Annotated in this window: 18 protein-coding genes; 7 read left to right on the forward strand and 11 right to left on the reverse strand. The window is 29.3% G+C overall.

Annotated features, from left to right (window positions below; translation table 11 throughout):
- Window positions 1–209 precede the first annotated feature (209 nt).
- Entirely contained in the window at window positions 210–872 is a 663-nt protein-coding gene (gene rpe / locus ABY298_RS07105; RefSeq protein ID WP_372745320.1) for a ribulose-phosphate 3-epimerase, read from the forward strand.
- Here rpe and ABY298_RS07110 read toward each other — a convergent pair.
- Window positions 869–1,276: an HPP family protein gene (locus ABY298_RS07110; protein ID WP_372745322.1), complete on the reverse strand. Its 408-nt coding sequence runs from the start codon at window positions 1,274–1,276 to the stop codon at window positions 869–871. The two genes, rpe and ABY298_RS07110, sit on opposite strands and share 4 nt — an antisense overlap.
- A 153-nt stretch (window positions 1,277–1,429) precedes the next feature.
- On the opposite strand from ABY298_RS07110, the gene modA reads away from it, so the two are divergent.
- The 4 genes from modA to ABY298_RS07130 are packed head-to-tail and all read left to right on the forward strand — an operon-like array spanning window position 1,430 to window position 4,143.
- Window positions 1,430–2,209: a molybdate ABC transporter substrate-binding protein gene (gene modA / locus ABY298_RS07115; RefSeq protein WP_372745323.1), complete on the forward strand. Its 780-nt coding sequence runs from the start codon at window positions 1,430–1,432 to the stop codon at window positions 2,207–2,209.
- Window positions 2,202–2,600, forward strand: coding sequence for a molybdopterin-binding protein (locus ABY298_RS07120; RefSeq protein WP_372745324.1), 399 nt, complete (start codon window positions 2,202–2,204; stop codon window positions 2,598–2,600). Before modA ends, ABY298_RS07120 begins: the two co-directional genes overlap by 8 nt.
- Complete coding sequence (gene modB / locus ABY298_RS07125; protein ID WP_372745325.1) at window positions 2,597–3,271, forward strand: molybdate ABC transporter permease subunit; 675 nt, start codon at window positions 2,597–2,599, stop codon at window positions 3,269–3,271. Before ABY298_RS07120 ends, modB begins: the two co-directional genes overlap by 4 nt.
- Window positions 3,268–4,143 carry a sulfate/molybdate ABC transporter ATP-binding protein gene (locus tag ABY298_RS07130; RefSeq protein WP_372745326.1) on the forward strand — a complete coding sequence of 292 codons (876 nt, stop codon included), beginning with the start codon at window positions 3,268–3,270 and terminating at the stop codon, window positions 4,141–4,143. Before modB ends, ABY298_RS07130 begins: the two co-directional genes overlap by 4 nt.
- 28 nt (window positions 4,144–4,171) lie before the next feature.
- Here the strand turns inward: ABY298_RS07130 and ABY298_RS07135 are convergent, their stop codons facing one another.
- Complete coding sequence (locus ABY298_RS07135; protein WP_372745327.1) at window positions 4,172–5,431, reverse strand: serine hydrolase; 1,260 nt, start codon at window positions 5,429–5,431, stop codon at window positions 4,172–4,174.
- 1 nt (window position 5,432) lies between these two features.
- A complete protein-coding gene (locus ABY298_RS07140) occupies window positions 5,433–8,342 on the reverse strand; it encodes a PEP/pyruvate-binding domain-containing protein (RefSeq protein WP_372745328.1) in 2,910 nt (969 codons plus the stop codon).
- A gap of 217 nt (window positions 8,343–8,559) precedes the next feature.
- On the opposite strand from ABY298_RS07140, the gene ABY298_RS07145 reads away from it, so the two are divergent.
- Entirely contained in the window at window positions 8,560–10,794 is a 2,235-nt protein-coding gene (locus ABY298_RS07145) for a hypothetical protein (RefSeq protein ID WP_372745329.1), read from the forward strand.
- Window positions 10,795–10,871: 77 nt separating this feature from the next.
- Here ABY298_RS07145 and ABY298_RS07150 read toward each other — a convergent pair whose 3' ends face one another.
- The 5 genes from ABY298_RS07150 to ABY298_RS07170 form a co-directional block, all read right to left on the reverse strand.
- Window positions 10,872–13,481, reverse strand: a complete 2,610-nt coding sequence (locus ABY298_RS07150; RefSeq protein ID WP_372745330.1) for an AsmA-like C-terminal region-containing protein — start codon at window positions 13,479–13,481, stop codon at window positions 10,872–10,874.
- A gap of 181 nt (window positions 13,482–13,662) precedes the next feature.
- Window positions 13,663–16,089 carry a hypothetical protein gene (locus ABY298_RS07155; RefSeq protein WP_372745331.1) on the reverse strand — a complete coding sequence of 809 codons (2,427 nt, stop codon included), beginning with the start codon at window positions 16,087–16,089 and terminating at the stop codon, window positions 13,663–13,665.
- Between the two features lie 86 nt (window positions 16,090–16,175).
- The gene (locus ABY298_RS07160; protein WP_372745332.1) at window positions 16,176–16,508 is read right to left on the reverse strand and encodes a hypothetical protein; all 333 of its coding nucleotides are present in this window, start codon (window positions 16,506–16,508) and stop codon (window positions 16,176–16,178) included.
- Entirely contained in the window at window positions 16,508–16,942 is a 435-nt protein-coding gene (locus ABY298_RS07165; protein WP_372745333.1) for a hypothetical protein, read from the reverse strand. The genes ABY298_RS07160 and ABY298_RS07165 overlap by 1 nt, the downstream gene beginning before the upstream one ends.
- Before the next feature lie 60 nt (window positions 16,943–17,002).
- Complete coding sequence (locus ABY298_RS07170) at window positions 17,003–18,016, reverse strand: hypothetical protein (protein WP_372745334.1); 1,014 nt, start codon at window positions 18,014–18,016, stop codon at window positions 17,003–17,005.
- Window positions 18,017–18,172: 156 nt separating this feature from the next.
- On the opposite strand from ABY298_RS07170, the gene ABY298_RS07175 reads away from it, so the two are divergent.
- A complete protein-coding gene (locus ABY298_RS07175; RefSeq protein WP_372745335.1) occupies window positions 18,173–19,168 on the forward strand; it encodes an OmpA family protein in 996 nt (331 codons plus the stop codon).
- A gap of 128 nt (window positions 19,169–19,296) precedes the next feature.
- Here ABY298_RS07175 and ABY298_RS07180 read toward each other — a convergent pair whose 3' ends face one another.
- From ABY298_RS07180 to ABY298_RS07190, 3 genes are all read right to left on the reverse strand, one after another.
- Window positions 19,297–19,497: a lipopolysaccharide assembly protein LapA domain-containing protein gene (locus tag ABY298_RS07180; protein ID WP_372745336.1), complete on the reverse strand. Its 201-nt coding sequence runs from the start codon at window positions 19,495–19,497 to the stop codon at window positions 19,297–19,299.
- Between the two features lie 34 nt (window positions 19,498–19,531).
- Entirely contained in the window at window positions 19,532–21,712 is a 2,181-nt protein-coding gene (locus tag ABY298_RS07185) for an amino acid permease (protein ID WP_372745337.1), read from the reverse strand.
- 111 nt (window positions 21,713–21,823) lie between these two features.
- On the reverse strand, window positions 21,824–22,654 hold the full coding sequence (locus ABY298_RS07190; protein WP_372745338.1) for a GIN domain-containing protein: 831 nt from the start codon (window positions 22,652–22,654) through the stop codon (window positions 21,824–21,826).
- Between the last annotated feature and the right edge of the window lie 61 nt (window positions 22,655–22,715).

Here is a 22,715-nt window from a genome sequence, read left to right on the forward strand (position 1 = left end):
TAATTGATAATTGATAATTGATAATTGATAATTGATAATTGATAATTGATAATTGATAATTGATAATTGATAATTGATAATTGATAATTGATAATTGATAATTGATAATTGATAATTGATAATTGATAATTGATAAAAAAACGCTGTTTGAAAACAAATTTTCAAACAGCGTTTTTTTTGTATCTTTGCAAAAATTTTAAAATAAGGAAATGAACAAGTTTATTGCACCATCAATGTTAGCTGCAGATTTTGCTAATTTACAACGTGATATAGAAATGATTAACAATAGTAAAGCCGATTGGTTTCATATTGATGTAATGGATGGTGTGTTTGTACCAAATATTTCTTTTGGAATGCCAGTTATTAGCGCTATTAAAAAACACGCTAAAAAAACAATGGATGTGCATTTAATGATTGTAGATCCTGATAGATACATTGCTGATTTTAAAAAAGTTGGAGCAGATATTTTAACGGTGCATTATGAAGCTTGTAATCATTTACACAGAACCGTTCAAGAAATAAAAGCCCAAGGAATGAAAGCTGGAGTTTCATTAAATCCGCATACACCAATTGCTGTATTAGAAGATATTATTGCCGATTTAGATTTGGTACTAATAATGAGCGTAAATCCAGGTTTTGGCGGACAAAGTTTTATTGAAAATACTTATAAAAAAGTACAACAACTACGTGCTTTAATTGAATATAGTGAATCTAACGCATTAATTGAAGTTGATGGAGGCGTAACAGACCAAAATATTGAACAACTTTTAGAAGCTGGCGCAGATGCTTTTGTAGCTGGAAGTTTTGTTTTTAAAAGTGAAAACCCTTCAGAAACAATTGCAGATTTAAAAGGACTGGTTTCAGGTATTTAATCAGTTTCCAATTCGTATTGTTCTAACAAGTATTTAAGTAAATCTGTAGTTGTAACTATACCAACAAGCTGGTCAAGATCTACAACTGGCAATGCATGAAATTCATTTTTCGCTAAAATTTCAGCAACAGATTTAATAGAAATATTTGAATCTACCTTAATTGGGTTTTTAACCATTATTTGCTCAATACTTAGCATTTTATAAATAGCATTATCTATTTTAATTTCGTCAGCATCATAAGAATCTAAAAAACTTATTCGTTTTAAATCTGTTAAACTTAACATTCCAATAATATGTTTTTCTTTATCAACAACAGGAATATGACGGATATGAAAATCTTTAAATAATCGTTCAGCTTTATACAAATCGTCTGAAAGTTTTAACGTTACAAGCTTCTTTGACATTATTTTGGATACAGGCTCTACACGTTTCATAATTATAATTTTACTATTTATATAAAGTTCTTAAAATATAAGTGAAATTAGTATGACCAAAATCATATAATACAATTTAGACATAGTATATTAGCTAGAAATTCTCAAAATAAATTTCTAGAAATGAAAAAACTTCTTTTATTCATCCCAAGGGCATTTATAATGCTAATTTTTATTTCAGCTGTTATTTCTTGTTCAACTAACACTAAAAAATTAACAATTGCAACAGCGGCTAATATGCAATATACCGTAAACGAACTAATTTCAGTTTTTCATTCAGAAACTGGTATTGAATGCCAAACGGTAGTTTCTTCTTCAGGAAAATTAACTGCACAAATTATGGAAGGTGCTCCTTTTGACATTTTTATTTCTGCTGATACAAAATATCCAAACGAATTATACAAAAAAGGATTTGCCCAATCTGAACCTAAAATTTATGCATACGGAAAATTAATTTTATGGACTTTGAAGGATGATATTCAACCATCAATAGAGCTTTTAACAAACCATAAAATTAAACACATAGCAAGCGCAAATCCAGTTACTGCTCCTTATGGTAAAGCCACCGAAGAGGTTTTAAATTTTTATAAAATTTTAGATTCTGTAAAATCTAAACTAGTATTTGGAGAAAGCATTGCACAAACCAATCAATTTATAACCTCAAAAGTTGCCGAAGTTGGTTTTACAGCAAAATCTGTAGTTTTAAGTCCAAATTTAAAAGAAAAGGGAACTTTTATTGAAATTGATGAAACTTCTTATAATCCTATTGCCCAAAGTGCCATAATCATTAAAAATAATAGTAAAAGTAACAGTAAATCAGAAAAATTTTTTAATTTTCTATTTTCAAAAAAAGGAAAAGAAATACTTCTAAAACACGGTTATACTATACCTGCACATGAATAAATTACAAGGTTCCATAAAAAATATTGTAACTAGTGAAAGTTTATCATTAGTATATATTGATATAAATACAATAACAATAACTGCCATTGTAATTGATACACCAACTACAAACCCGCTACTTAAAAATGGAAATATAGTACAAGTTATTTTTAAAGAAACTGAAGTAATTATTGGCACAGGAATAAATCACCAAATTAGTATGCAAAATAAATTTGTTGGAACCATTGGTTATATAGAATCTAAAGATTTATTAAGTAAGTTAGTTATTGAAACTCTTGCTGGAAAAATAACCTCTATTATTACAACAAATGCCGTGAAACAATTAAATTTAACTGTTGGATTAGAAGTAACTGGAATGGTTAAAACAAATGAAATTATAGTAACAGAATGATAGATTGGGCGCCACTAATATTAACCTTTAAACTAGCATTAATAACTACATTTTTGCTTTTTATAATTTCTATTCCTTTAGCTTATTGGATGGCTTTCACCAAATCTAAATTTAAACCTGTTATAGAAACTTTAGTAAGTATGCCCTTGGTGTTGCCTCCTACCGTAATTGGCTTTTATTTATTAATTGCCTTTAGCCCTGCAAATGCTTTTGGAAATTGGTTAAATGAATGGTTAGGCTTACGTTTAGTTTTCTCTTTTGAAGGATTATTACTAGCATCTATATTTTATAGTTTACCATTTATGGTACATCCAATTCAAAGTGGATTTGCAAACTTACCTAGATCATTAAAAGAAATGTCTTATATTATTGGAAAATCTAGAACTGCAACTATCACTAAAGTGCTTTTACCTAATATAAAACCATCGCTTTTAACAGGGATTGTATTAGCTTTTGCGCATACAATTGGTGAATTTGGAGTAGTTTTAATGATTGGTGGAAATATTCCTGGAAAAACAAAAGTAGCTTCCATTGCTATTTATGATGAAGTTGAAGCATTAAATTATGGTGCTGCCAACACCTACTCATTAATTTTATTTGCCTTAACTTTTTGTATTCTATTATTGGTGTATTTGTTTAACAATGGCTATTTAAAACAATTTTACAGATGATAGAATTAGCTTTTCAAAAAAAATTAATTTCCGCTTCAGGTGAAATGCTTCTTTCAATTGAAACAAAAATTAAAGAAGGGAGTTTGGTAACTTTGTACGGAAAATCTGGTGCTGGAAAAACAACTATTTTAAGAATTTTAGGTGGTTTAACACAACCAGATTTTGGAACAATTAAAGTTCATGATACAATTTGGCTAGATATTTCAAAAAAAATAAATTTAAAACCTCAAAAAAGAAAAGTTGGCTTTGTTTTTCAAGATTATGCCTTATTTCCAAATATGACTGTTAAGGAAAATTTAGAATTTGCATTGTTAAAGGGAGAAAACAGCAATATTATTAATCACCTTATTGAAATGGTTGAATTAGGTGAATTACAACATAGAAAACCAACAACACTTTCTGGTGGACAACAACAAAGAGTAGCATTAGCCAGAGCCTTAGTTCAAAAACCTAAACTGCTAATGTTAGACGAACCTTTATCTGCTTTAGATGAAGAAATACGCTTTAAATTGCAACAATATATTTTAACGGTTCACAAAGAATTTGGCTTAACAACATTGTTAATAAGCCATGATGTTTCTGAAGTTTTAAGAATGTCGAATGTTGTTATTGAACTAAACGAAGGTAAAATAATTAAACAAGGCACCACAAATCAAATTTTTAACCATCAAGATTTAAGCGCGCAGTTTCAACTAACCGGAACATTAATACAAAGCATCAAACAAGATTTTATTTATATTTTATCAGTTCAAATTGGAAAAGATGTTGTTAAAATTGTTGCCGATGAAAGTGAAGGGAACGACTTGAAAATTGGCGATAAAATTTTAGTTTCTGCCAAAGCCTTCAATCCAATTATTCAAAAAATATCATAGAAAAAAATAAACATCTCTTAGTATAAATCTACTTATTAATCAGTTTATCAATGCTTCCTGCTAAATACATATGATCACTTGCTGAGTTTTTTCGCAAAACGTTCGTCATTAAAGCAACCATATATTTTTTACCATTTGGATGTTCTACAATAGCTATTGAATTCATAAAATTTTGAACATTTCCCATATATTTTCCACAAGCTTCGCCTTTACTTCTATCACATTTATACAAACTACCAGATTTAAAATAAACCGCTGCTTCTTTTAACGCCGGTGATTGTGCATATCTAATTCTTCTATCCGTCATATACATTAAACGTTTCATTTCTAAACTCGATTTTTCATCCACAACTTTTCCTTGCTCTAATTGTACCAAAAATTTCATTAATCCAATTGGCGATCCGGTACTTCCATCTTTACTACCAACATAAGCATTAGAACCTCTTGTAAAAAAAGTACCCAAACGCCATTCTTCAAAGGTAATTCCCAAATTTCTTAAGGGTAAATTAACCACATCATTCCCCAAATTAGTTAAATCTTTTTTAGGTGTATTTTTAAAATACGCATCTGCACCTTCTTGGGTTAAAGTTGGATATTCTTTACCAAATGCAGCCATTAATAAAGTTTCTCTCCAAACAATACTTGCAGCGCCGTTGTTACTTACAGACATCATATGGTCTGCCCATTCAAACAAGGTAAAAACATCACTAGGAATAACAGTTCTTTTTACTAGCTTATTGGTTTCTATATTAAATATTGGAACCGTGTGAGAATCTGTCATTCCCCATTGTCCCGCTTTTACTGATTTCGATTTTAATAATTCAATACGTTTATCAAAAGAATCAGGATAAATTTTAGCTAATTGATTAAACAACCCAACTAAAACAGCTAATTTTCCAACACTACCTGGCTGATAACCTGAGGTTTCATTACGAGCCGCATAACGTATATTATTTATGTCTGAAATATCTAAAACCGATAATGAATAACTTTTATCTAATCCGTAAAACAATGCGTTTATTTCTTTGTTAAATTGTTCATTTTTCACTAAAAATTGCGCTGTACTATCTTTCTTTTTTGAAACAAGATTTAATTTAATCTCGTTATATCCTTTCATTGCTCCTACAGGCAGATTCAAATTTTCTTTAATAGTTCCGTTTTTAATCCGTTCTAAACGCAATAATCTTTTAATTCCGGTCCGCGAATATCCATCAATTGGGTAGGGAACCAAACCTACAAACGACCAACAAATAATTACAATTACACTAATTTTTAAATAATTTCTCATCTTATATTTTTTTTAAAAGCAATACCTCTTTGTTTTTATCAATTTTTGGAGTAATCGACTCCAAATAACCAGAACTTAATGCTTTTTTATTTTCAACAAATGGACGTATTTGAAACAACCATAACTTATTATCTTTAAAACCAAGTTCCACATCATAAGCTCCTTTGTACTCGGCATTTACTTCTTTTGCCATTTTTTGGCGCACATTTATTGCTAACTCTTTAATCTCTGTTATATTTTGTTCGTTTAAAATGGCATTTTCAAAAGTTGCCATTTTTTTAATGGTTCCTCCAGTAATTGGTAATCCATTAAACAAAGGTTCTCTAGCTGGCGCAATTAATTGTGTTTTTCCATCAACCCGCAATTCATATGATTCTGCCGATTGTCCGTCTACCGCACCTCCAGCTCCTCTACTAAACGCAATAGTTAAGTCTTTTGAATTTCCAGAATTAATTCCAGTTGTAATTAACACACCCGAATAATCTACATCTACACTAGGAATCACTAAAATAGAAGGAAATACATTTTCAGGATTTAACAAATATTTTTGTCGCCATTTAAAACTACGTTCTGTATATGGCGATGCCCAAACATCTTTTATTCCTTGTAAAATTTTATCTTTTGTAACTACATTAAATAAGGTTAGGTTTAAACCTGCTCCAGAAAAATCTTTTAAATCTTCCATATTGGTATCACTTCTTAAAAAAACCGGAATTTCACCTAGTTTTTTTCCTAAAACTAATTGAAATTCTTTCTCCATTTGCGCAATAAAACTTGCTTGTAATGGCATTTTTTTAATAGCAGCACTTAAAATTTCCAATTGTTTTAATTGATATTTTTCAACTGTATTTTCATCAATTTTAGAAGTACGCATTTTAGCTGCTTCAGCAAACATATTGGTTAAAAATTTCCAATAAGACATATTTTGATCTGGCATTTGCTGATCCATATGACTTTTAAAAATACCAAACGGAATTACCAATCCTTCTACCACTTTATCTGGAAACATTCTTTTTAACTGACCTAAATTGGCTGCTTTTGGACCACAAATTTTACCAGAATCTGAAGCTCCAACATTTCGCATGTTTAAAATATTATTTTCATTTAAACGAATTTCCTCTACTGGAACCGCTATTTTAGTTTCATTTCGTTCTTTTTTAGTAAATAATCCCTTTTCTTCAATAGTCATATCTTTTTCTAATTTCAAAATAACATTTCCTTTATTTGAAACTGCATAAAACACTTTTTGACCATTGAATTTTTTTAAATTTTGAAGATTATCATCTGATAATGCCGCATTTGGAATTCCTAAATTACGCGCCAATAATTGTACGTGTGAAACTAAATTTCCTTCCGCAACAGTTGCAATTCCTCCAACAGGTTTTAAATCGGAAGGTGGCTTTTGAAAAATATAAATTTTATCGGGTGAAACCTCAACACCTTCAGAAGATCCATCAATAACAACTAATTCACCAAAAGCGTAACCTGGATTTAACCCACGAATAGAACTTTGATTTGAAATACTTAACACTTTATTGGTTAAGGAAGATTCTGTTGCAATAATATCGCCCAAGTCCCCAACGGCTTTGCCTAAATGTAATGCTATAGAGCTTCTAATTTTATCATCAATAAATCCGTACGATTTTGGTTCAAAAGCTGTGTATGTTTCCACAACATTTTCGTATGTTGCTTTTACCATAGACGAACTCCATTCTACAACGCTTCTTGCCCTTTCTAATTTAGAAGTTAAATCTGCTAAATACATTTTTTCAACCAACATATTTAACCTTAAATTTGGCTCAACTTCATTCCATTCCCATAACTCAATATAACCAGCTCCAGCAGTTGCCATTGCTAAATAATAAGTTTTATCTAGTAATTCATTAATAGTTTTTGGCTGCCATATTGATGCGTTTTTAAAAATAATTTCTTCTAATTTTAAAGAAGCATCTAACAATTGAATTCTGGCCATTGCTCTTTTTTCTATTAAAACCGCCTTTCTTATTTCTAAAATTAATTTTGATGTTTCCAAAACTAACGTTGCTGCATTTGTTTCTGCACCATTTTTTAAGGCATATTCTTTAATTGAATTTCCTATTGGTGTATTTTTAAGCAACGCTGTTTTTTGAACCAAAGAACCAATATCAATTGGCTTATAATAATTAACCATTGTTGTTACTAACTCATCAAACTTTAAATTTAAGGCTGCTGTTAATTTTGCACTATTTTTAATTTTAAACTGTTGAACTTTTTCAATATCACTAAACTCTGGTTGTCCGTGAATTTTAACACGTAAATCCATAAATTGCGGATATATATCTGATAATACTTTAGATTGGCTTCGCATTAATTGCGCTAAATTATCATCTCCTTTATGTGGAATATCTTTTAATGATTGACGAATTAAAAAAAAGTTTTTAGTAATACTAGTATCACCTGTTAACAACCATTTATAAAAATCAACTCCCCAAGCTTCTTCATCTTCGGCTTGCACTGCTCCACGATAATATTGGCCTTTTTGTAAAATCCAACCATCATCAACAGAGCGTAAATACTTCTCTAATTGATATTGTTTTAATCGAGAATTTTGATTTTGAGAATCCCAAAACTCTTGATTAGTGGTATAAGCCAAAATTTGACCTAAAAAAACATGATTCTTCTTTCCAATAGCTTCAACGGCATCTTTATAACGCGCGTGTTGAACTCCAGGACCTATTTCTGCTGGACAAGGATCTTTAGGCTGACGAACACTTCCATCTTTACAAAACCATCTAATATCTTTGTAAGGTCCGCGTAATTCACTCTTATAAATTGCAATTTGCTCTTTAATGTAAGTATCTGATAATTTTTGCGAAAACAGTTGGTAAGAAAATAATCCTGTAATAAAACAAAGTAGTAGTATTTTTTTCATATAAATTGTATAATGCTAATGTATTGAATTTCAAATATAATGCCACAATTCTTTAAATATAAACTAATTCAGTGAAAAAATCAATACATTTACTATGAATTCGATTAATTTCCACTCAAAACAAAAAATAATAAATTGTTTAATCTTTTATAAATTTTAATACATTTGAGTAGCATTTATTAAATGTTACCTACATAATAATTTTTTAAATATTCACATGAATAAATCATTAGTTTCAGCCAAAGCTAACTTTGGTACTTTACCCGTTTTTTTAACGGCTATCTCAACTATTTTAGGAGCCGTTATGTTTTTGCGTTTTGGTTTTGCGGTTGGTTCCGTTGGATTTATGGGAACTTTGGCAATAATAATTATTGGTCATTTAGTTACTATTCCAACAGCAATGGCGTTGGCCGAAATTGCAACAAATCAAAAGGTTGAAGGCGGAGGAGAATATTTTATTATTTCCCGATCATTTGGTGTAAATATTGGTGCTGCAATTGGTATTACTTTATATTTATCTCAAGCAATTAGTGTAGCCTTTTACGTAATTGCTTTTGCCGAATCTTTTGAAGCTATAAAACCTTGGGTTGCCTCAGAATTTGGTTATGAATTATATGACAATCGTTTATTTAGTATTCCGGCCTTACTTTTATTAATATGGTTAATGGTTACTAAAGGTGCCGATTTAGGCATGAAAGCTTTGTATGTTGTAGTAGCTATTTTGGCTATTTCCTTAGTTCTTTTCTTTTTTGGAACAACAGAGTTTGCAGAAGTGTTTGATAGCTCTAAACTATTTACAAGCACTACTTCAGAAAATGGATTCTTTTATGTATTTGCAATTATTTTCCCTGCTTTTACAGGAATGACAGCCGGAGTTGGTTTGTCTGGTGATTTAAAAGATCCTAAAAAATCTATTCCATTAGGTACGCTTTCTGCAACAATTATTGGAATGATTATTTACGTATTTATAGCACTAAAACTAACCTCATCGGCTAGCGCAAGCGACTTGATAAACGACCAATTAATAATGGGTAAAATAGCACTTTGGGGACCAATTATTCCAATTGGGTTAGCAGCAGCAACAATTTCTTCGGCCTTAGGTTCTTTTATGGTAGCTCCACGTACTTTACAAGCTATTGGAGGTGATCAGGTTTTTCCAAACCAACAACTAAATTCTTGGGTTTCAAAAGGAACCGCAAAAAATAACGAACCAAGAAACGCAACTATTTTAACTAGTGTTATTGCTTTGTTTTTTGTATTAATGGGTGATGTAAATGCCGTAGCTGAAATTATTTCTATGTTTTTTATGGTTACCTATGGTTCGCTTTGTTTAATTTCATTTATGCAACATTTTGCAGCAGATCCATCATACCGTCCTTCTTTTAAATCTAAATGGTATTTATCGCTTTTAGGAGCTGTAATGTGTGTGTTTTTAATGTTTAAAATTAATACTCCTTATGCAATTTCAGCAATTGCTTTAATGGTGGCAATCTACTTTTATATTACCATGAAAAATGAGAATAAAAAAGGAATGGCAACTATTTTTCAAGGAGTAATTCATCAGTTTAGTAGAACTATGCAAGTATTTCTTCAAAAAACAGAAAAAGAAAAAACTGAAGAAGCTTGGAGACCTGCAGTGTTATGCTTATCAAAAGATAGTTTTGAACGTTACGGAGCTATGGAAATGATGAAGTGGATTTCGTACAGATACGGTTTTGGAACTTATATTCACTTTGAACAAGCATATTTTTCTAAAGAATCTAAAAAAACTGCTGAACTAAAACTGGAGAAATTAATTAAAACTGCTTCTTCCAGTAAAAACAATGTTTTTGTTGAAACATTAATTTCGCCATCCAATACTGCAGCTATAATTCAGGCTATTCAACAACCAGGAATTTCTGGTCAGCCAAATAACATGATGCTTTTTGAATATAAAAAAGGTCAAAAAGAATGGTTATCGGATATTATTGATAATTTTAGTGTTTTAAAAACTGCTCAATACGATTTATGTATTTTAGCTTCTTCCGATAAAGGTTTTGGATACAAAAAAGATATTCATGTGTGGATTAGAAAAGAAGATTATGAAAATGCCAATTTAATGATTTTACTTTCTTACATTATTTTAGGTCATCCAGACTGGAAAAAAGGTGAAATTAAAATATTTGCCACTTTTGCCAAAGAAAATATTGCCCAAGAAGAAAAAAGTTTAATTGAATTAACTTCTTCTGGACGTTTGCCAATATCCGCTAAAAATATTAGAGTACTTCCTATTGATGAAAATAAGAGTAGGTTAGATTTAATTAACGAATATTCTGTGGATGCGGATTTAACATTAATAGGTTTTCACGAAGGTATGTTAAAAACCGATAATAGCATTGAGCTTTTTGAAGGGTACGATAAAATTGGAAACATTTTATTTGTTAACACATTAACCTCAAAATCTATTAAATAAATGCTTTAAAGCCATAAAAAAGGCTGTTTAAAAGTAAAACTTTTAAACAGCCTTTTTCTTGTTAAACTATTATACTATTATTTAACAGTATCTTTCTTTTTTGTGCCAAATAAATTTTTTAATTTATCCTTTACTAAATTATCCACAGCTTCTTTTGGCTTGGTAATATCTACCTTAGGTTTTGTTTCTGTTGCGGCTGTAGTTGTATCATTTTTAACGGTTGAACCTTTAATTAAATTAGATAAAATATCGGTTCCTTTTCCTTTTAGTTTATTTACATCTACTAATTGTGTTGCTAAATTACTTACCGCACTTTTATAATCTGTAGTTACTGTTGGTTTGGTAAAATTACCGCCAATATTGGCTGTAATTGGCACTTTAATTTTTGAAACGTCTTCTGTACTTACCTTTGCCATTAAGCTTGTAATTTCATTCCCTAAATACTTGCCTGGAACCATAAATGTTGCTTTATAATCCATAGATTTATCAAAACCGTGACTTCCGGCTATATTTATATCAATATCTTTATATTTTACAGTAAAAGGTTTTACATTAACCTTACCATTTTCAAAAGTTACTAACGTTTTTATTTCACTTAAATCTAACTTATCTAAATCTATAAATTTTAATTGCCCAGCTAATGACGAAATTAATGGCGAAGCTTTTGCATCTAATTTTTGAGATAATAATTCTGCAAATGCATTTCCTGAAACCGAACTTAAATCTGGTGTAAATTCACTATCTAATTTACCAGAAAATTTTAACGTAGAGTTCAATTTCCCTTGAATAATATTTGCTATTGGAGCCAATGCTTTTAGCAAATCTAACTTACTAAATGAATCTGCTATATTTAAAGAATTTAAACCTAAATCCATATCGAAAGTTGGAGTAGCTTCTTTAGTTGAAACATTTCCGTTAAATGCAATATTCCCTCCAAACATAGAAGAAGTAACATTTTCTAAAGTCACTTTTTCATCTTTAATTACCATTTTTCCCTTTAAATTTTTCAAATCTAAATTGTCATACAAAACGGTTTTGGCATTTGCAGAAATGGTACAATCTAAAAATGCTGGAATTTTTATTGCAGCTTTCTCCGTTGTAGTTTTTGATGTTTCAGCTGGTGCCGAACTCATAAAATCATTTACAGAAAATGTATTTGAAACTACATCAAAATTTCCTTTTAGTTGTTTATCTGAAACAACAAAACCAATTACATCATATAGTGTTCCTGATGCAGAAATATCGGTTTTACCCGTGGTTGCAACAAATTGTTTTAATGAAATTACCGTTGGTGTAAAATTAACAGCTGCTGTTTTTATATTAAACGGATTTAAAAACTCTTCTCCTTTATAAATAAAGTCGTTTAGTAAAATTGACCCGTTAGTTTTAATACGTTCATACTTACTTTTTTCAACAGCTTCCATATCAAAATTTGTAACCACATCCATTTTTAAAATACCTGCCAATTGTTGTTCCATTTTAAAAGGATATGCTTTTGATATATTTGCCAAATTAATAGTTCCTTTTAGTTTTGCATCAACCAACGGATTAGTAGTTAAATTTTTAATAGCTGCACTTGACTCAAATTGATCCTGATCAATTTTAAAATTTAATGCATCTAAATTTACATAGGTATCGGCAATAATTCCAGTTTCGTTTTTTATAAGCGCTTTTATGGTAATATTTTCAACACTTTTTGGCAAATCTGGATATTTGAACGAAGCGTTATTAGATGCTATTTTTATATCAAAACCAGGAATTCTATCATCATTATTTAATCCTTCAACTGTTCCATTTACTGTAAAATCACCTTCAGTTTTAACATTGTCTAAATTTTTAGCATACTCTTTAGGCATTACTGCTAAAAAGTTTTTAAACGATGATGTTGGTGTTTTAAAATTAATGGCAATTTGTTGCCCGTTTTCTAATAAAACAACATTTCCATCAAAAGTTAATGGTAAACCGCTAACAATTGCTTCATTTTTTAAAAATGAAAACGTACTGGTTTTTAAATCGATTCCTATTAAGGCATCTAAAGAAAGTTCATTGTTTTCAAAATACTTCACCTTATCAAATTCAAAAGATAATTTTGCTGAAGATTTTGTATCTAATTTTGACTGTTCTGCAGATAAATCCCCAGATCCTGAGTGATTAAAATCGGTTAGTTCTAAAAAAATATTAGATTCTTCGTTTAAATATTTAATATGAGAATTACTAATTTTATATTCTTTTACAGCAAAGGTAAAAGCATCATCTTCATTACTTTTATCATCTTTTGAAGGTTTCATTATATCATAATTTGCCTTTCCATCCTTATTTGAGATAAAATTTAAATACGCTCCATCAATAGTTATGGCGGTAACATTTATACTTTCACTAGCACCTTTAAAAAGCTCTTTTATTGGCATATCTAATCCAAATTCTTTTACATAAGCCAAAGTGTCGTTTTCAAACGGAGCTGTATTTACAACCGATAATTCTTTTAAAACCAACGTTGCTTCTGGAAAGCTACTAAAGAAACTTAAATCAACATCATTAAAAGCTACTTCAGCATTTAAATTATCGTTTACAGCCTTTAAAACTGCTTCTTTTATTTTTCCTTTAAAAATAAAGGGTGCCGCAATTAAAGCGCCTAAAAATAGTACAACAATTGAAACTGAAATTATAATTATTTTCTTTGATTTCATGTGTGATTTTTTTTATTTATAATAACAAAATTATTAAACTATAGGCTATTACCTATAAAAACAGTTGCTAAATTAATATTAAATTAATTTCAAATTAAAAGGCCGCCAAAATAAAGCAGCCCTTTAATGTATTAACTTATACTATAATTTTATAAAAAACTTTAAAAATATTTAAATCCTGTTAAAAAGGAAGTCTATAACCTATTGCTAATTGATTGTAATCAAAATTATTACGCATTGTATATTCCACATACACATTTTCATTAATAACTGGTAATTTACTTCCTAAAATAACATTGTAAAACCCTTTAAAACTAGTGCCTTTAATAAATCCTAAACCTGTACCAATATAAGGATGTACATTCTCATTATTAATTGAAAATGGGTACGATATGTTTGCTGATATTGCAAAAGTAGAGTTATTACCAACTCCCACAAAAATTTCAGGCACAAATTCTATATTTGAATTTTTAAAATTATAATGACCTCGTAAACCTAAATTTGTTGAGAAATCTGAACCCACATTAAAACCAAAAAAAGCAGAAGCATAATTGTATTTTAAAACCCTATCTCCAGTATTTAAATACTTATTTTCAATTAAATTACCTTCCTCATCTAAGGTTGTAATAACATTTCCATCTGATGGAGAAACAATAACCGTTTTTGCTACTCCTCTATTTATGTTGTTTTGCTCAATTAATTTTGCGTTTAATTCAATATCATCATTAAGTTCTTTTAGTTTTTCTATAATTCGTTCTTGAGTTTGCATTAATAGCATTTCGTTTTCAGAAGAATCTATAGTTTCAACTTTATTTACTTCTTCTAACTCTGTAGGTTTTTTAACGCTTGATTCTAATAATAATTTTTCTAAAACATCAATTCGTTTATTTAATAAATCTATTTGATATTGATTAGAAGTATTATTTAATTGTTGCACATTCACATCTTCAACTTTCTCTTGTATAGGAGTTTCATTTAAACCTTTTAAAATTTTATCTATTAACGATTCAAATTCCGAAGGTGTCAATTGTATTAAATTACTTTTTGCTGGTACAACTTGTTGAACTGGAGCTACTGGTGCAACTTGTTGAATTGGAGCTGCTGGTGTTTCTGGTATTTCTTGAACCACTGGTACAACAGGTTTTGGTGTAACTTTTTCTAATTGTTTAGTTTCTTGTACAACCTCTACTTTTTGTACTTCTTTTAAAGCTTCTTGAGTTTCTTTTTTCTCTTCTAACAATTCAACTGCTTTATTTACATCTTTTGCTTCATACGCTAGTTTTATTTCCTGTTCTAAGTCTGTTATTTTAGTTTGATATTCACTTTTTAACGCTTTTATTTTAGCATCATTTAATGCTTGTTGTGATTCTAACTCTCTACCTAAATTCTCTTCATAAATAGCTCTTGGAGATTCTGATTTTCTTCCTAAAGCAATTTTTAATCCAGCATTGTACATAATATGCGTTTGAATTTCATCTGGAGCAGCAATATCTGTTACATCTTCACCTGAAGTTAATATAGCTCGTATGCCTCCGGTAATTAAAAAGTTTTTTCCTAATGGAATATTTAAACCTAAACCACCTTCTGCAAATTCTCCTCCGTCTACATTTACATCATCTTTACCTAAATAACTAGTGTAAGGATTTAAATATCCACCACCAATTACCAAATAAGGAGTTACACCTCGACCATCATTTAATCGGGCTCTAACTTCAACTCCATACATTGCTAAATCATCAAAATCTGTAGAAATTTCTTCGTTTTTTGTTGCCTGAAAATAAAAACCTCTTATCCCAATATATTCATTAAAATCGAAACCTGCATAGCCACCTAAAAAGTAAGAATCTCTAAAAAGCGAATTATCATCAAAAGCAATATAGCTTCCTCCTGGCTCTAATATCATTTGCATTCCTTTAAAACCACCTTTAAATTTGTTTAAATAGGCTTGATCTAAATCTGTTAAATAACCAGGTCTGCGACCGCCTAAATAAAATTGTAACGATCCAAGAACCGACCAGTTACTTAAACGATCACTTGAAAAATCTGCATCAGTTACGCCAAACGCTGTTTTATCGGCATCTGTAAGTAAACTTTCGCCTGCATTAAAATTATACGTAGTATTTTTTGCTTCTACAGTAAATACCACTCTTTTATCTACATTTATTTTAAACCCTAATCCAACGCTTCCATAAACTTGTTCAAATTCTTCTTTGGTGGCATCCAATTCAATATTTTGAACTCCAGTTCCAATGGTTAAAAAAGGTTTTAACCATCCAGTTCCAATATTTGCTTTAAATTCTCCTCCCCAACGTGTTAAATTTATGTCTTGTTTGGTAAACAACGCTGGATCATAGTTAACCAACCCAAAATCTTTAAAACTTGTTTCCAAGTCTACAGATTGCATATAAACTCCTCTTAACTCTAAATATTCTCCAAAGCCAAAGCCAAGTTTTCCTCCTAATAAGGTTCCATCTTTTAGTCCTGAATTATCATCCCACCAAGTATATTCACCAACTGGAGATAATGTAAAACTTATATCTTTTACTTGTGCTTTTCCTAAAAAGCTAGAAAAGATAATAATAGCTACTATTATGTTTATTCTTTTCATTGTATTTTTTTTTTAGATTAATATGCATACAATAATTTAACCTTTTAAAAAGGTTATTCAATTATTTTTGCATTTAAAATATCTGTTTACTCTATTTCTGGGATTATTGTAACTACTGGTTCTTCTATTTTTGGAGGTTGTTTGTTTTTTAAAATAGCTATTTCAGCATCTTTTTCAAGCCCAATTATTTTATTTTGAAGTTCAGAAATTTTTAATTCTCGTTTCAAATCCTTTAAACCATCAACTATTGCAAATAGTAGAATAATAAATAGTCCAAAAATTTGCAATAAAAAAAATGGTGGTAGAGAATACATTCCAAAACCTAAATCAACATCTAACTGCGCTGTAAACAAGTCCCAGTTTAAAATAAAAATAAAAATATTTATAACTACATAAATAAAAATTAATAGATATTTCATTATGCATTTTTTTCTAATTTCTTAATTGCTTTTGAAATTGCTTTCAAACGCTTTTCATTCTTTTTATATTCATTTACAATATTTTCAACTGGTTTTGTTGTTAAAAATGCTTTGTGTAACGAATCGTTTTTAAGATAATGAGCTAACGTAAGTTGTCCAAACTCAAACTTTAGTTCACTTATGCGTTCTTTTAATTTATTTTCCTCTTTTTGAAGTGTTTGTTTTTCAGTATAATCATGAATTTTATCGGATGTTTCAGCAACCAATTCTGATCCAGCTACATATGCCTTAGCCGAAGATTCTGCAACTATCTCGCCCACTTCACCTACCTTTTCTCCAACCAAACTTGCTCCTTCCTTTACATTTTCCGTAACGTTTTCAAACAGCTTTTGAAAAAAGCCCTTTTCTTTTTTAATTTCCTTTTTTGCTGCCATTTTTATATTTTTTAAAATTAATTTTACTCCTAATTTATGTTCGCTTCTTTTATAAATAAACTACTTTCCTTTTTGTGCTCTTTTATATTTACCTAAAACATAAAATAAACCAATTACAAGTATTACAATTCCAATTATTACAATTGCATAGGTTACTCTAGTTTTCTTTTGAGCTTCTTTATCTGCCATCTCTTGTTGGGCAATTGCCAATTGTTCAGCTGCTGTTTTTTGAGTAAGCTGATCTTGTTTTAATTCAAAATCTGTTTTTTCACCGGTAAGTTTGGCTAATTTTACATTTAGCACTTCTTCGTCTACTACCAATGCTTCCAGTTTTTTATCAATGCTAGCTAATTGTTCATTTAATTTAGCTTTTTCTTCTTTTGAATACTCATCAAAAATCTGTTGAGCTGTGTAATTATTTCTAATTTTGGTGCTTAAAGATTCTCTTTGTCCGCCAATACTTGTTATTTGCTCTTCTATATCACTTACGTTTCTATTTAAATTTTTAAGCTTCAATTTTTGTTCGCTTATTTTATCGTTAATTCCAGCCAATAAAGCATCAACATCTGTAAATTCTGCAGGTGGTGCTCCTTTATCCCACAAAGCTTTACGTTGCGCATCGTACACAATTTTTTCTTCACCTAATAAGCCAATTTTTTTCTCTGCTAAAACAATTTCTTGTTTTTGCAAAGACAATTGTTCTACTAAATTTTCTTTTTGACCTTTAAGTTCGTTTAACTTTGCATTTACACCTGCAATTCCAGGTTCAATTTTAGATGCATTAACTTTTGCAAGTGAATTTTCTACTTCTGCAACTACTTTTAAAATAGAATCTCTTTTAGCAATAATAGCCTTAATATCGGATCTTTTAGAAACAAGCTCAGCTTTTAAAAATGCAATTTGCTCCTTTACATCTCCTAAAGAATCAGAAAAATTAACATCAGTAATTTCTGTTGTTTGTTTTTGAAACTCTTTTAGTTTATTTTCATTGTTTGCTCCTTCCTTTTTAGAACAAGAAATTATTAGCATAACACTAACTAAAACAATACCTATTTTTACTTTTAATTTTTCCATAATATATCAATTTAAAATCACCAATAAAAGTTACATGATTTAATTGAAAATAGCTAATTTTTTTACACCTAATTTCTTTATAACTAAAGTGTTATATTCTGAAAATAATTTTGTAAATTAGAGTCTAATAAAATTGTAATATAAATTGATTATGTTATGAAAACAATTTTTAAAGTATCCGTAATTCTATTTGCTTTCTCCATATTATTCCCTTTGTATGCACAACAAGCAAATACCTCCTCAGAAAGCATAGTTATTATTTCTGAAAGTGAAATTGCTTCATTAATAAACACCTTACAAAAATACAAGCAATTAAAAAGTGAACCTTCTGCTATTGAAACCGAAAAAATTACAACAAATGCTATTGAAAATAATTTTGAAATTGATTTTTTAAGACAGCAAATTGCTGTTTTAGAGCAAGATTTGAATACTAAAACTAGCGCTAATAAATCCATAAAAAAAACAACAATAGCTGACCCTTTTAAAGAAGATGAATTACAACTTATTAAATTAGAATTAGCCGAATTAAAAGGAAGATTAAATCAGCTAAATTATAACGCAAATTTAAATGAGGAAGCTTCTGTAATTACATTACCTAAAAAAAACTATATTGTAAAAAACACCGATAAAATAGCTACAGAAAAACTTTCTGCTACCGAACCAACTGCAAAAATTTCAAAAAAAGACTCCCTTTTAGCTATATTAACTAAATTAAATAAGATTGATTTGAATTACAATACTAATGCCGCCAATTTACAACAGCGACTAGAAGACATAAAAAGTAAATTGGCTGCATTAGATAATACATCTGAAAGTGGCAATACTGTAAGTAATTATAAAAAGCAATTTCTATTTGCTAACAATTCTACAACATTAAATAATGAACAAATTGCAGAAATAAATGAACTTGCTTTAATTATATCTTTAAACCCAACAATAGATTTATATCTTAAAGGCTTTGCCAGTAAAAAAGGAAGCCCTGCTTACAACGAAAACATTTCAATGTTACGCACAGAATCCGTTAAAAAAGCATTAATTAATAAAGGAATTCATCCAACCAGAATTTTAAGTCAATATCATGGTATAGATTACAACGCTACTTCAGATGATTTAGCAAGAAGAGTAGATATTGTACTATTAAAAAGAAATTAAATTTTAATACTATAATTTAAATGATTACAACCATTTTGAAGCTAGCACAACAGCAGCAATTGGCATAGTAATTACTTCTTAATTTTTAATCCTATTTTACAAATATAATTTTTGGTATTCCTTAAAAATTATTGAATTTTTTTTGTTCTTTTTATAGACGCCAACATTCCTACTAAAACACCAATTGCAAAACTTCCTAAAATAATTAGCACTCTTGAAATTGACACTTTCCAAAACAAGAATTTAACATCTGTAATTTCAATATTTTGCACTGAAAAAACCACAATTAAAGCAATAAATAAAATTATTATAAAGGTCTTGAATTTCATTTTAAACTATTTTTATGTAAAATTAGTAATTTATTTATACCAAAGCATTTTCACTTGAACTATCTATACAAAAAAGTGCAGAAGTTCTTGTTTCGTTTACCAATGTTATCAATTCAGAAATTTCTGTATTTGCAGGAAATCCCATAATATTTAAATCGGTACTACTCTTTTTTAATAATTCGTTTTCTAAATTAAGTTGATACGAATCAAGTTTTGAAGAATCAGGAAAACGAACCAAATCATTTAACAATTGTAGATCATTTTCATTTTTTTCAACAGCTACCTTAACGGTTAAATTTCCTTTCCAGTTTTTTTGTAACAACAAGGCCGTTAAAATAGCTAAATCATTATTACCAATATCAAAGGTTAATTTCCAATTTACCGGAAAATCTTTTAACCAAAGTTGAATATCTTTTTCTAATGAGAGTCCTACATTTTCATAAGGAATGTAAACTAACACCGCATATTGATTTCTTTTTGCCTCTTCAATAATTTTTTGATAGGAATTAAAATACTGATCACTGGTATTTACAGAAATAAATAACGTATTTGGTTTAAAAAAAGCAGCATTTAAAGATTGCATACTTATTTTAATAGTTTCAGAGAAATCCATTCCATCAACATACGTAAAACTTGTTGAAATTCCCTTTCTTTTTAATCTTCTACTAACTTCCGGTAAAAAAGTAATCATTTTATCTTGTATATCTTTTTCTAAATTTTTGAGTGCTAAAAATTTTACCGATCCTTTTGGTGCAACAATATCTTTTATCAATTTAAAAGAACTTCTTATTTCTTTTGGGCGTGTTACAGGAATTAACAAATCTGGCCTCCAAGATCTTACTTCTCTTATAGGACTTAATTCGGTGGTTTTTTTGGTAGACCATTCTGCTAAAGCAGTAAACAATCCACTTCTGGAATCACCAGCTTCAGATTTTAATTTCTTTTTAACTAAATACAAGTAAAACAGCACAATTAATATTAATGATGCCAATGCTACTGCTGCGTTAATAATAAACATTACCATTATAGATCCAAAAGCACCAATTAAAGGAATAATTAGTGGAATTTTAAGCGTTGGTCTAAAACTTGGCAAGGCTAAAGATTGTTCTATTAACGCCACAACATTTACCATTGCGTAGGTTATCATAAAAAACATGGTAATTAATGGTGCAATAGTATTTAAATCTCTTAAAGAGAGTCCGAACAACACAATTACTGCAGTAATAACCATTGCATTAAAAGGCTCGCCTTTTTTATTAGTTTTAGCCAAAAAATCGCTTTTTGGCAAAATCTGTTTTTCTCCTAATGCTAATAAAATTCTTGGAGCTCCCACAAAAGAACCCAAAGCAGATGATAATGTGGCTCCTAACAATCCTGCCAAAACAATTGGAGCGTAGTAAGCCTTATCAATAAAAACAGTATAACTAGCTACAAGCTCCTCTGGTTTTGCTAATAGCGCTGCTACTAACACTAAACCTAAATAAACTATTGTTGTTATAATTACAGCACTTAAAGTTCCTAAAGGAATGCTTTTTCTTGGTGTTTTTAAATCTCCAGACATATTTGCACCAGCCATAACTCCTGTTACCGCAGGAAAAAACACGGCAAAAACCAACCAAAAAGAAGTGCCTCCAAAATTATTTTCTTTTGATCCTGCATAGGTACCAAACCAAGCAAAATCGTAATTTAAATCAGCTACAAAAAGTCCACCAATTATAGATCCAATAGATATAATGATAATTGCCATAATAACGTACTGAATTTTAAATGCAAAACTTGTACTTATAAATGCTATTAACATTACCAATCCAAAAACTAGCATATCTAATAAAAGTGCATTATATCCAGGTAACAATTCTTGCAAGCCTTCTCTAAAACCAAAAATATACATAGCAACCGCAATTGCTTGTGAAAAGAAAAACGGAATTCCAATAGCGCCTCCAATTTCCAATCCTAAAGATTGTGAAATTAAACTAAATGCTCCGCCTGAGCCTATTCTAATATTTGTAGTAATACTTGATAATGAAAGTGCTGTTGTTATAGTTATGGCAACTGCAACTAAAATTATTAAACTAGCACCAATAATTCCGGCATTACCAACAACCCAAGGTAAGCGAATGTACATAATAACCCCTAAAATTGTTAAAAAAGTTGGCGTAAAAACACCAGCCATTGTACCAAACTTTTTAACCTGATGTGTTTCATTTACAGCCATAATAACAAGTTTAATTATAAATTTAGTGACATTTTTTAACATTTAATAATAAAACATAAAAAAACACCTTCAAAATTTGAAGGTGTTTAAATTTAACGCTTTGTACTAAATTTATTTATCTCTTTTAATTATTTGCGCTCTATCATTTAACCCTTCAACCTTTATTTCAGGTTTTCCAAACACATAAACAGAGCTTTTATCTTTTGCATAAACATTCAATTGTTTACTGGAATAAATATATGCGTTAGAAGAACCTGAAATAGAAACATCTGCAGTAGAACTTTTTAAATCTTTTCCTTTTAACGTACCTGTATCACTTCCAGAAAATTTTAAGTAATTAACTTCACCTGTTAAATCGGCATCAGTTCTATCAATCATTTTTAATTCAAATTCATCTAAAACAACATTTCCTTTCATAAATGCATTTTCATCAAACATCATAATAGATTTTTCACCGGTTAACAATATTTCACCAGAAACACTTTTAACAATTCTAAAATAGGAGTTAGTTGCGTTTAAGTCTAAATTAAAAGAAGCCTTATCAAACGCTGCAAACGTAAAATTATTAGTAATTAATCTGTTACTACATTCTAATTTTGCTTCATCTCTAATAGTTATTTTATTAATTTTACTAACGGTTAAATTAATTTCTAATTTTTTACTTGAAGTAATATTAGAATTTGTAGAAATTTTTAAAACACTATCTACCACAGTAATATTAATATCATTCACCAAATTTTCATCTGTTATTAAATGATAACCATTATTTGATGCTTGTAAAATAGCAACTTTTAAATTATCTGAAATTTCTATGGCATTAAATCCATCCAATGTTTTAAAAACATCGGTAACCACTTTATTACCTTTTAATTTTGGTTTTTTCTGAGCGAAACTGCTAGTTGAAATCATCAACAATACTAGTATTAAAACTATTTTTTTCATCTGTATATCTTTTATATAAATATAAGATACAATTTTTAAATAAAGGTCACAAAAATTACTA

Source organism: Lutibacter sp., from assembly GCF_041596795.1.
Lineage (GTDB): Bacteria > Bacteroidota > Bacteroidia > Flavobacteriales > Flavobacteriaceae > Lutibacter.

Coding starts and splice junctions, on each gene's coding strand:
- modB (WP_372745325.1), top strand. CDS start 2,597: ATGATAGATTGGGCGCCACTAATATTAACCTTTAAACTAGCATTAATA.
- modA (WP_372745323.1), top strand. CDS start 1,430: ATGAAAAAACTTCTTTTATTCATCCCAAGGGCATTTATAATGCTAATT.
- ABY298_RS07135 (WP_372745327.1), bottom strand. CDS start 5,431: ATGAGAAATTATTTAAAAATTAGTGTAATTGTAATTATTTGTTGGTCG.
- ABY298_RS07170 (WP_372745334.1), bottom strand. CDS start 18,016: ATGGAAAAATTAAAAGTAAAAATAGGTATTGTTTTAGTTAGTGTTATG.
- ABY298_RS07150 (WP_372745330.1), bottom strand. CDS start 13,481: ATGAAATCAAAGAAAATAATTATAATTTCAGTTTCAATTGTTGTACTA.
- ABY298_RS07140 (WP_372745328.1), bottom strand. CDS start 8,342: ATGAAAAAAATACTACTACTTTGTTTTATTACAGGATTATTTTCTTAC.
- ABY298_RS07165 (WP_372745333.1), bottom strand. CDS start 16,942: ATGGCAGCAAAAAAGGAAATTAAAAAAGAAAAGGGCTTTTTTCAAAAG.
- ABY298_RS07180 (WP_372745336.1), bottom strand. CDS start 19,497: ATGAAATTCAAGACCTTTATAATAATTTTATTTATTGCTTTAATTGTG.
- rpe (WP_372745320.1), top strand. CDS start 210: ATGAACAAGTTTATTGCACCATCAATGTTAGCTGCAGATTTTGCTAAT.
- ABY298_RS07110 (WP_372745322.1), bottom strand. CDS start 1,276: ATGTCAAAGAAGCTTGTAACGTTAAAACTTTCAGACGATTTGTATAAA.
- ABY298_RS07190 (WP_372745338.1), bottom strand. CDS start 22,654: ATGAAAAAAATAGTTTTAATACTAGTATTGTTGATGATTTCAACTAGC.
- ABY298_RS07145 (WP_372745329.1), top strand. CDS start 8,560: ATGAATAAATCATTAGTTTCAGCCAAAGCTAACTTTGGTACTTTACCC.
- ABY298_RS07155 (WP_372745331.1), bottom strand. CDS start 16,089: ATGAAAAGAATAAACATAATAGTAGCTATTATTATCTTTTCTAGCTTT.
- ABY298_RS07175 (WP_372745335.1), top strand. CDS start 18,173: ATGAAAACAATTTTTAAAGTATCCGTAATTCTATTTGCTTTCTCCATA.
- ABY298_RS07185 (WP_372745337.1), bottom strand. CDS start 21,712: ATGGCTGTAAATGAAACACATCAGGTTAAAAAGTTTGGTACAATGGCT.
- ABY298_RS07120 (WP_372745324.1), top strand. CDS start 2,202: ATGAATAAATTACAAGGTTCCATAAAAAATATTGTAACTAGTGAAAGT.
- ABY298_RS07160 (WP_372745332.1), bottom strand. CDS start 16,508: ATGAAATATCTATTAATTTTTATTTATGTAGTTATAAATATTTTTATT.
- ABY298_RS07130 (WP_372745326.1), top strand. CDS start 3,268: ATGATAGAATTAGCTTTTCAAAAAAAATTAATTTCCGCTTCAGGTGAA.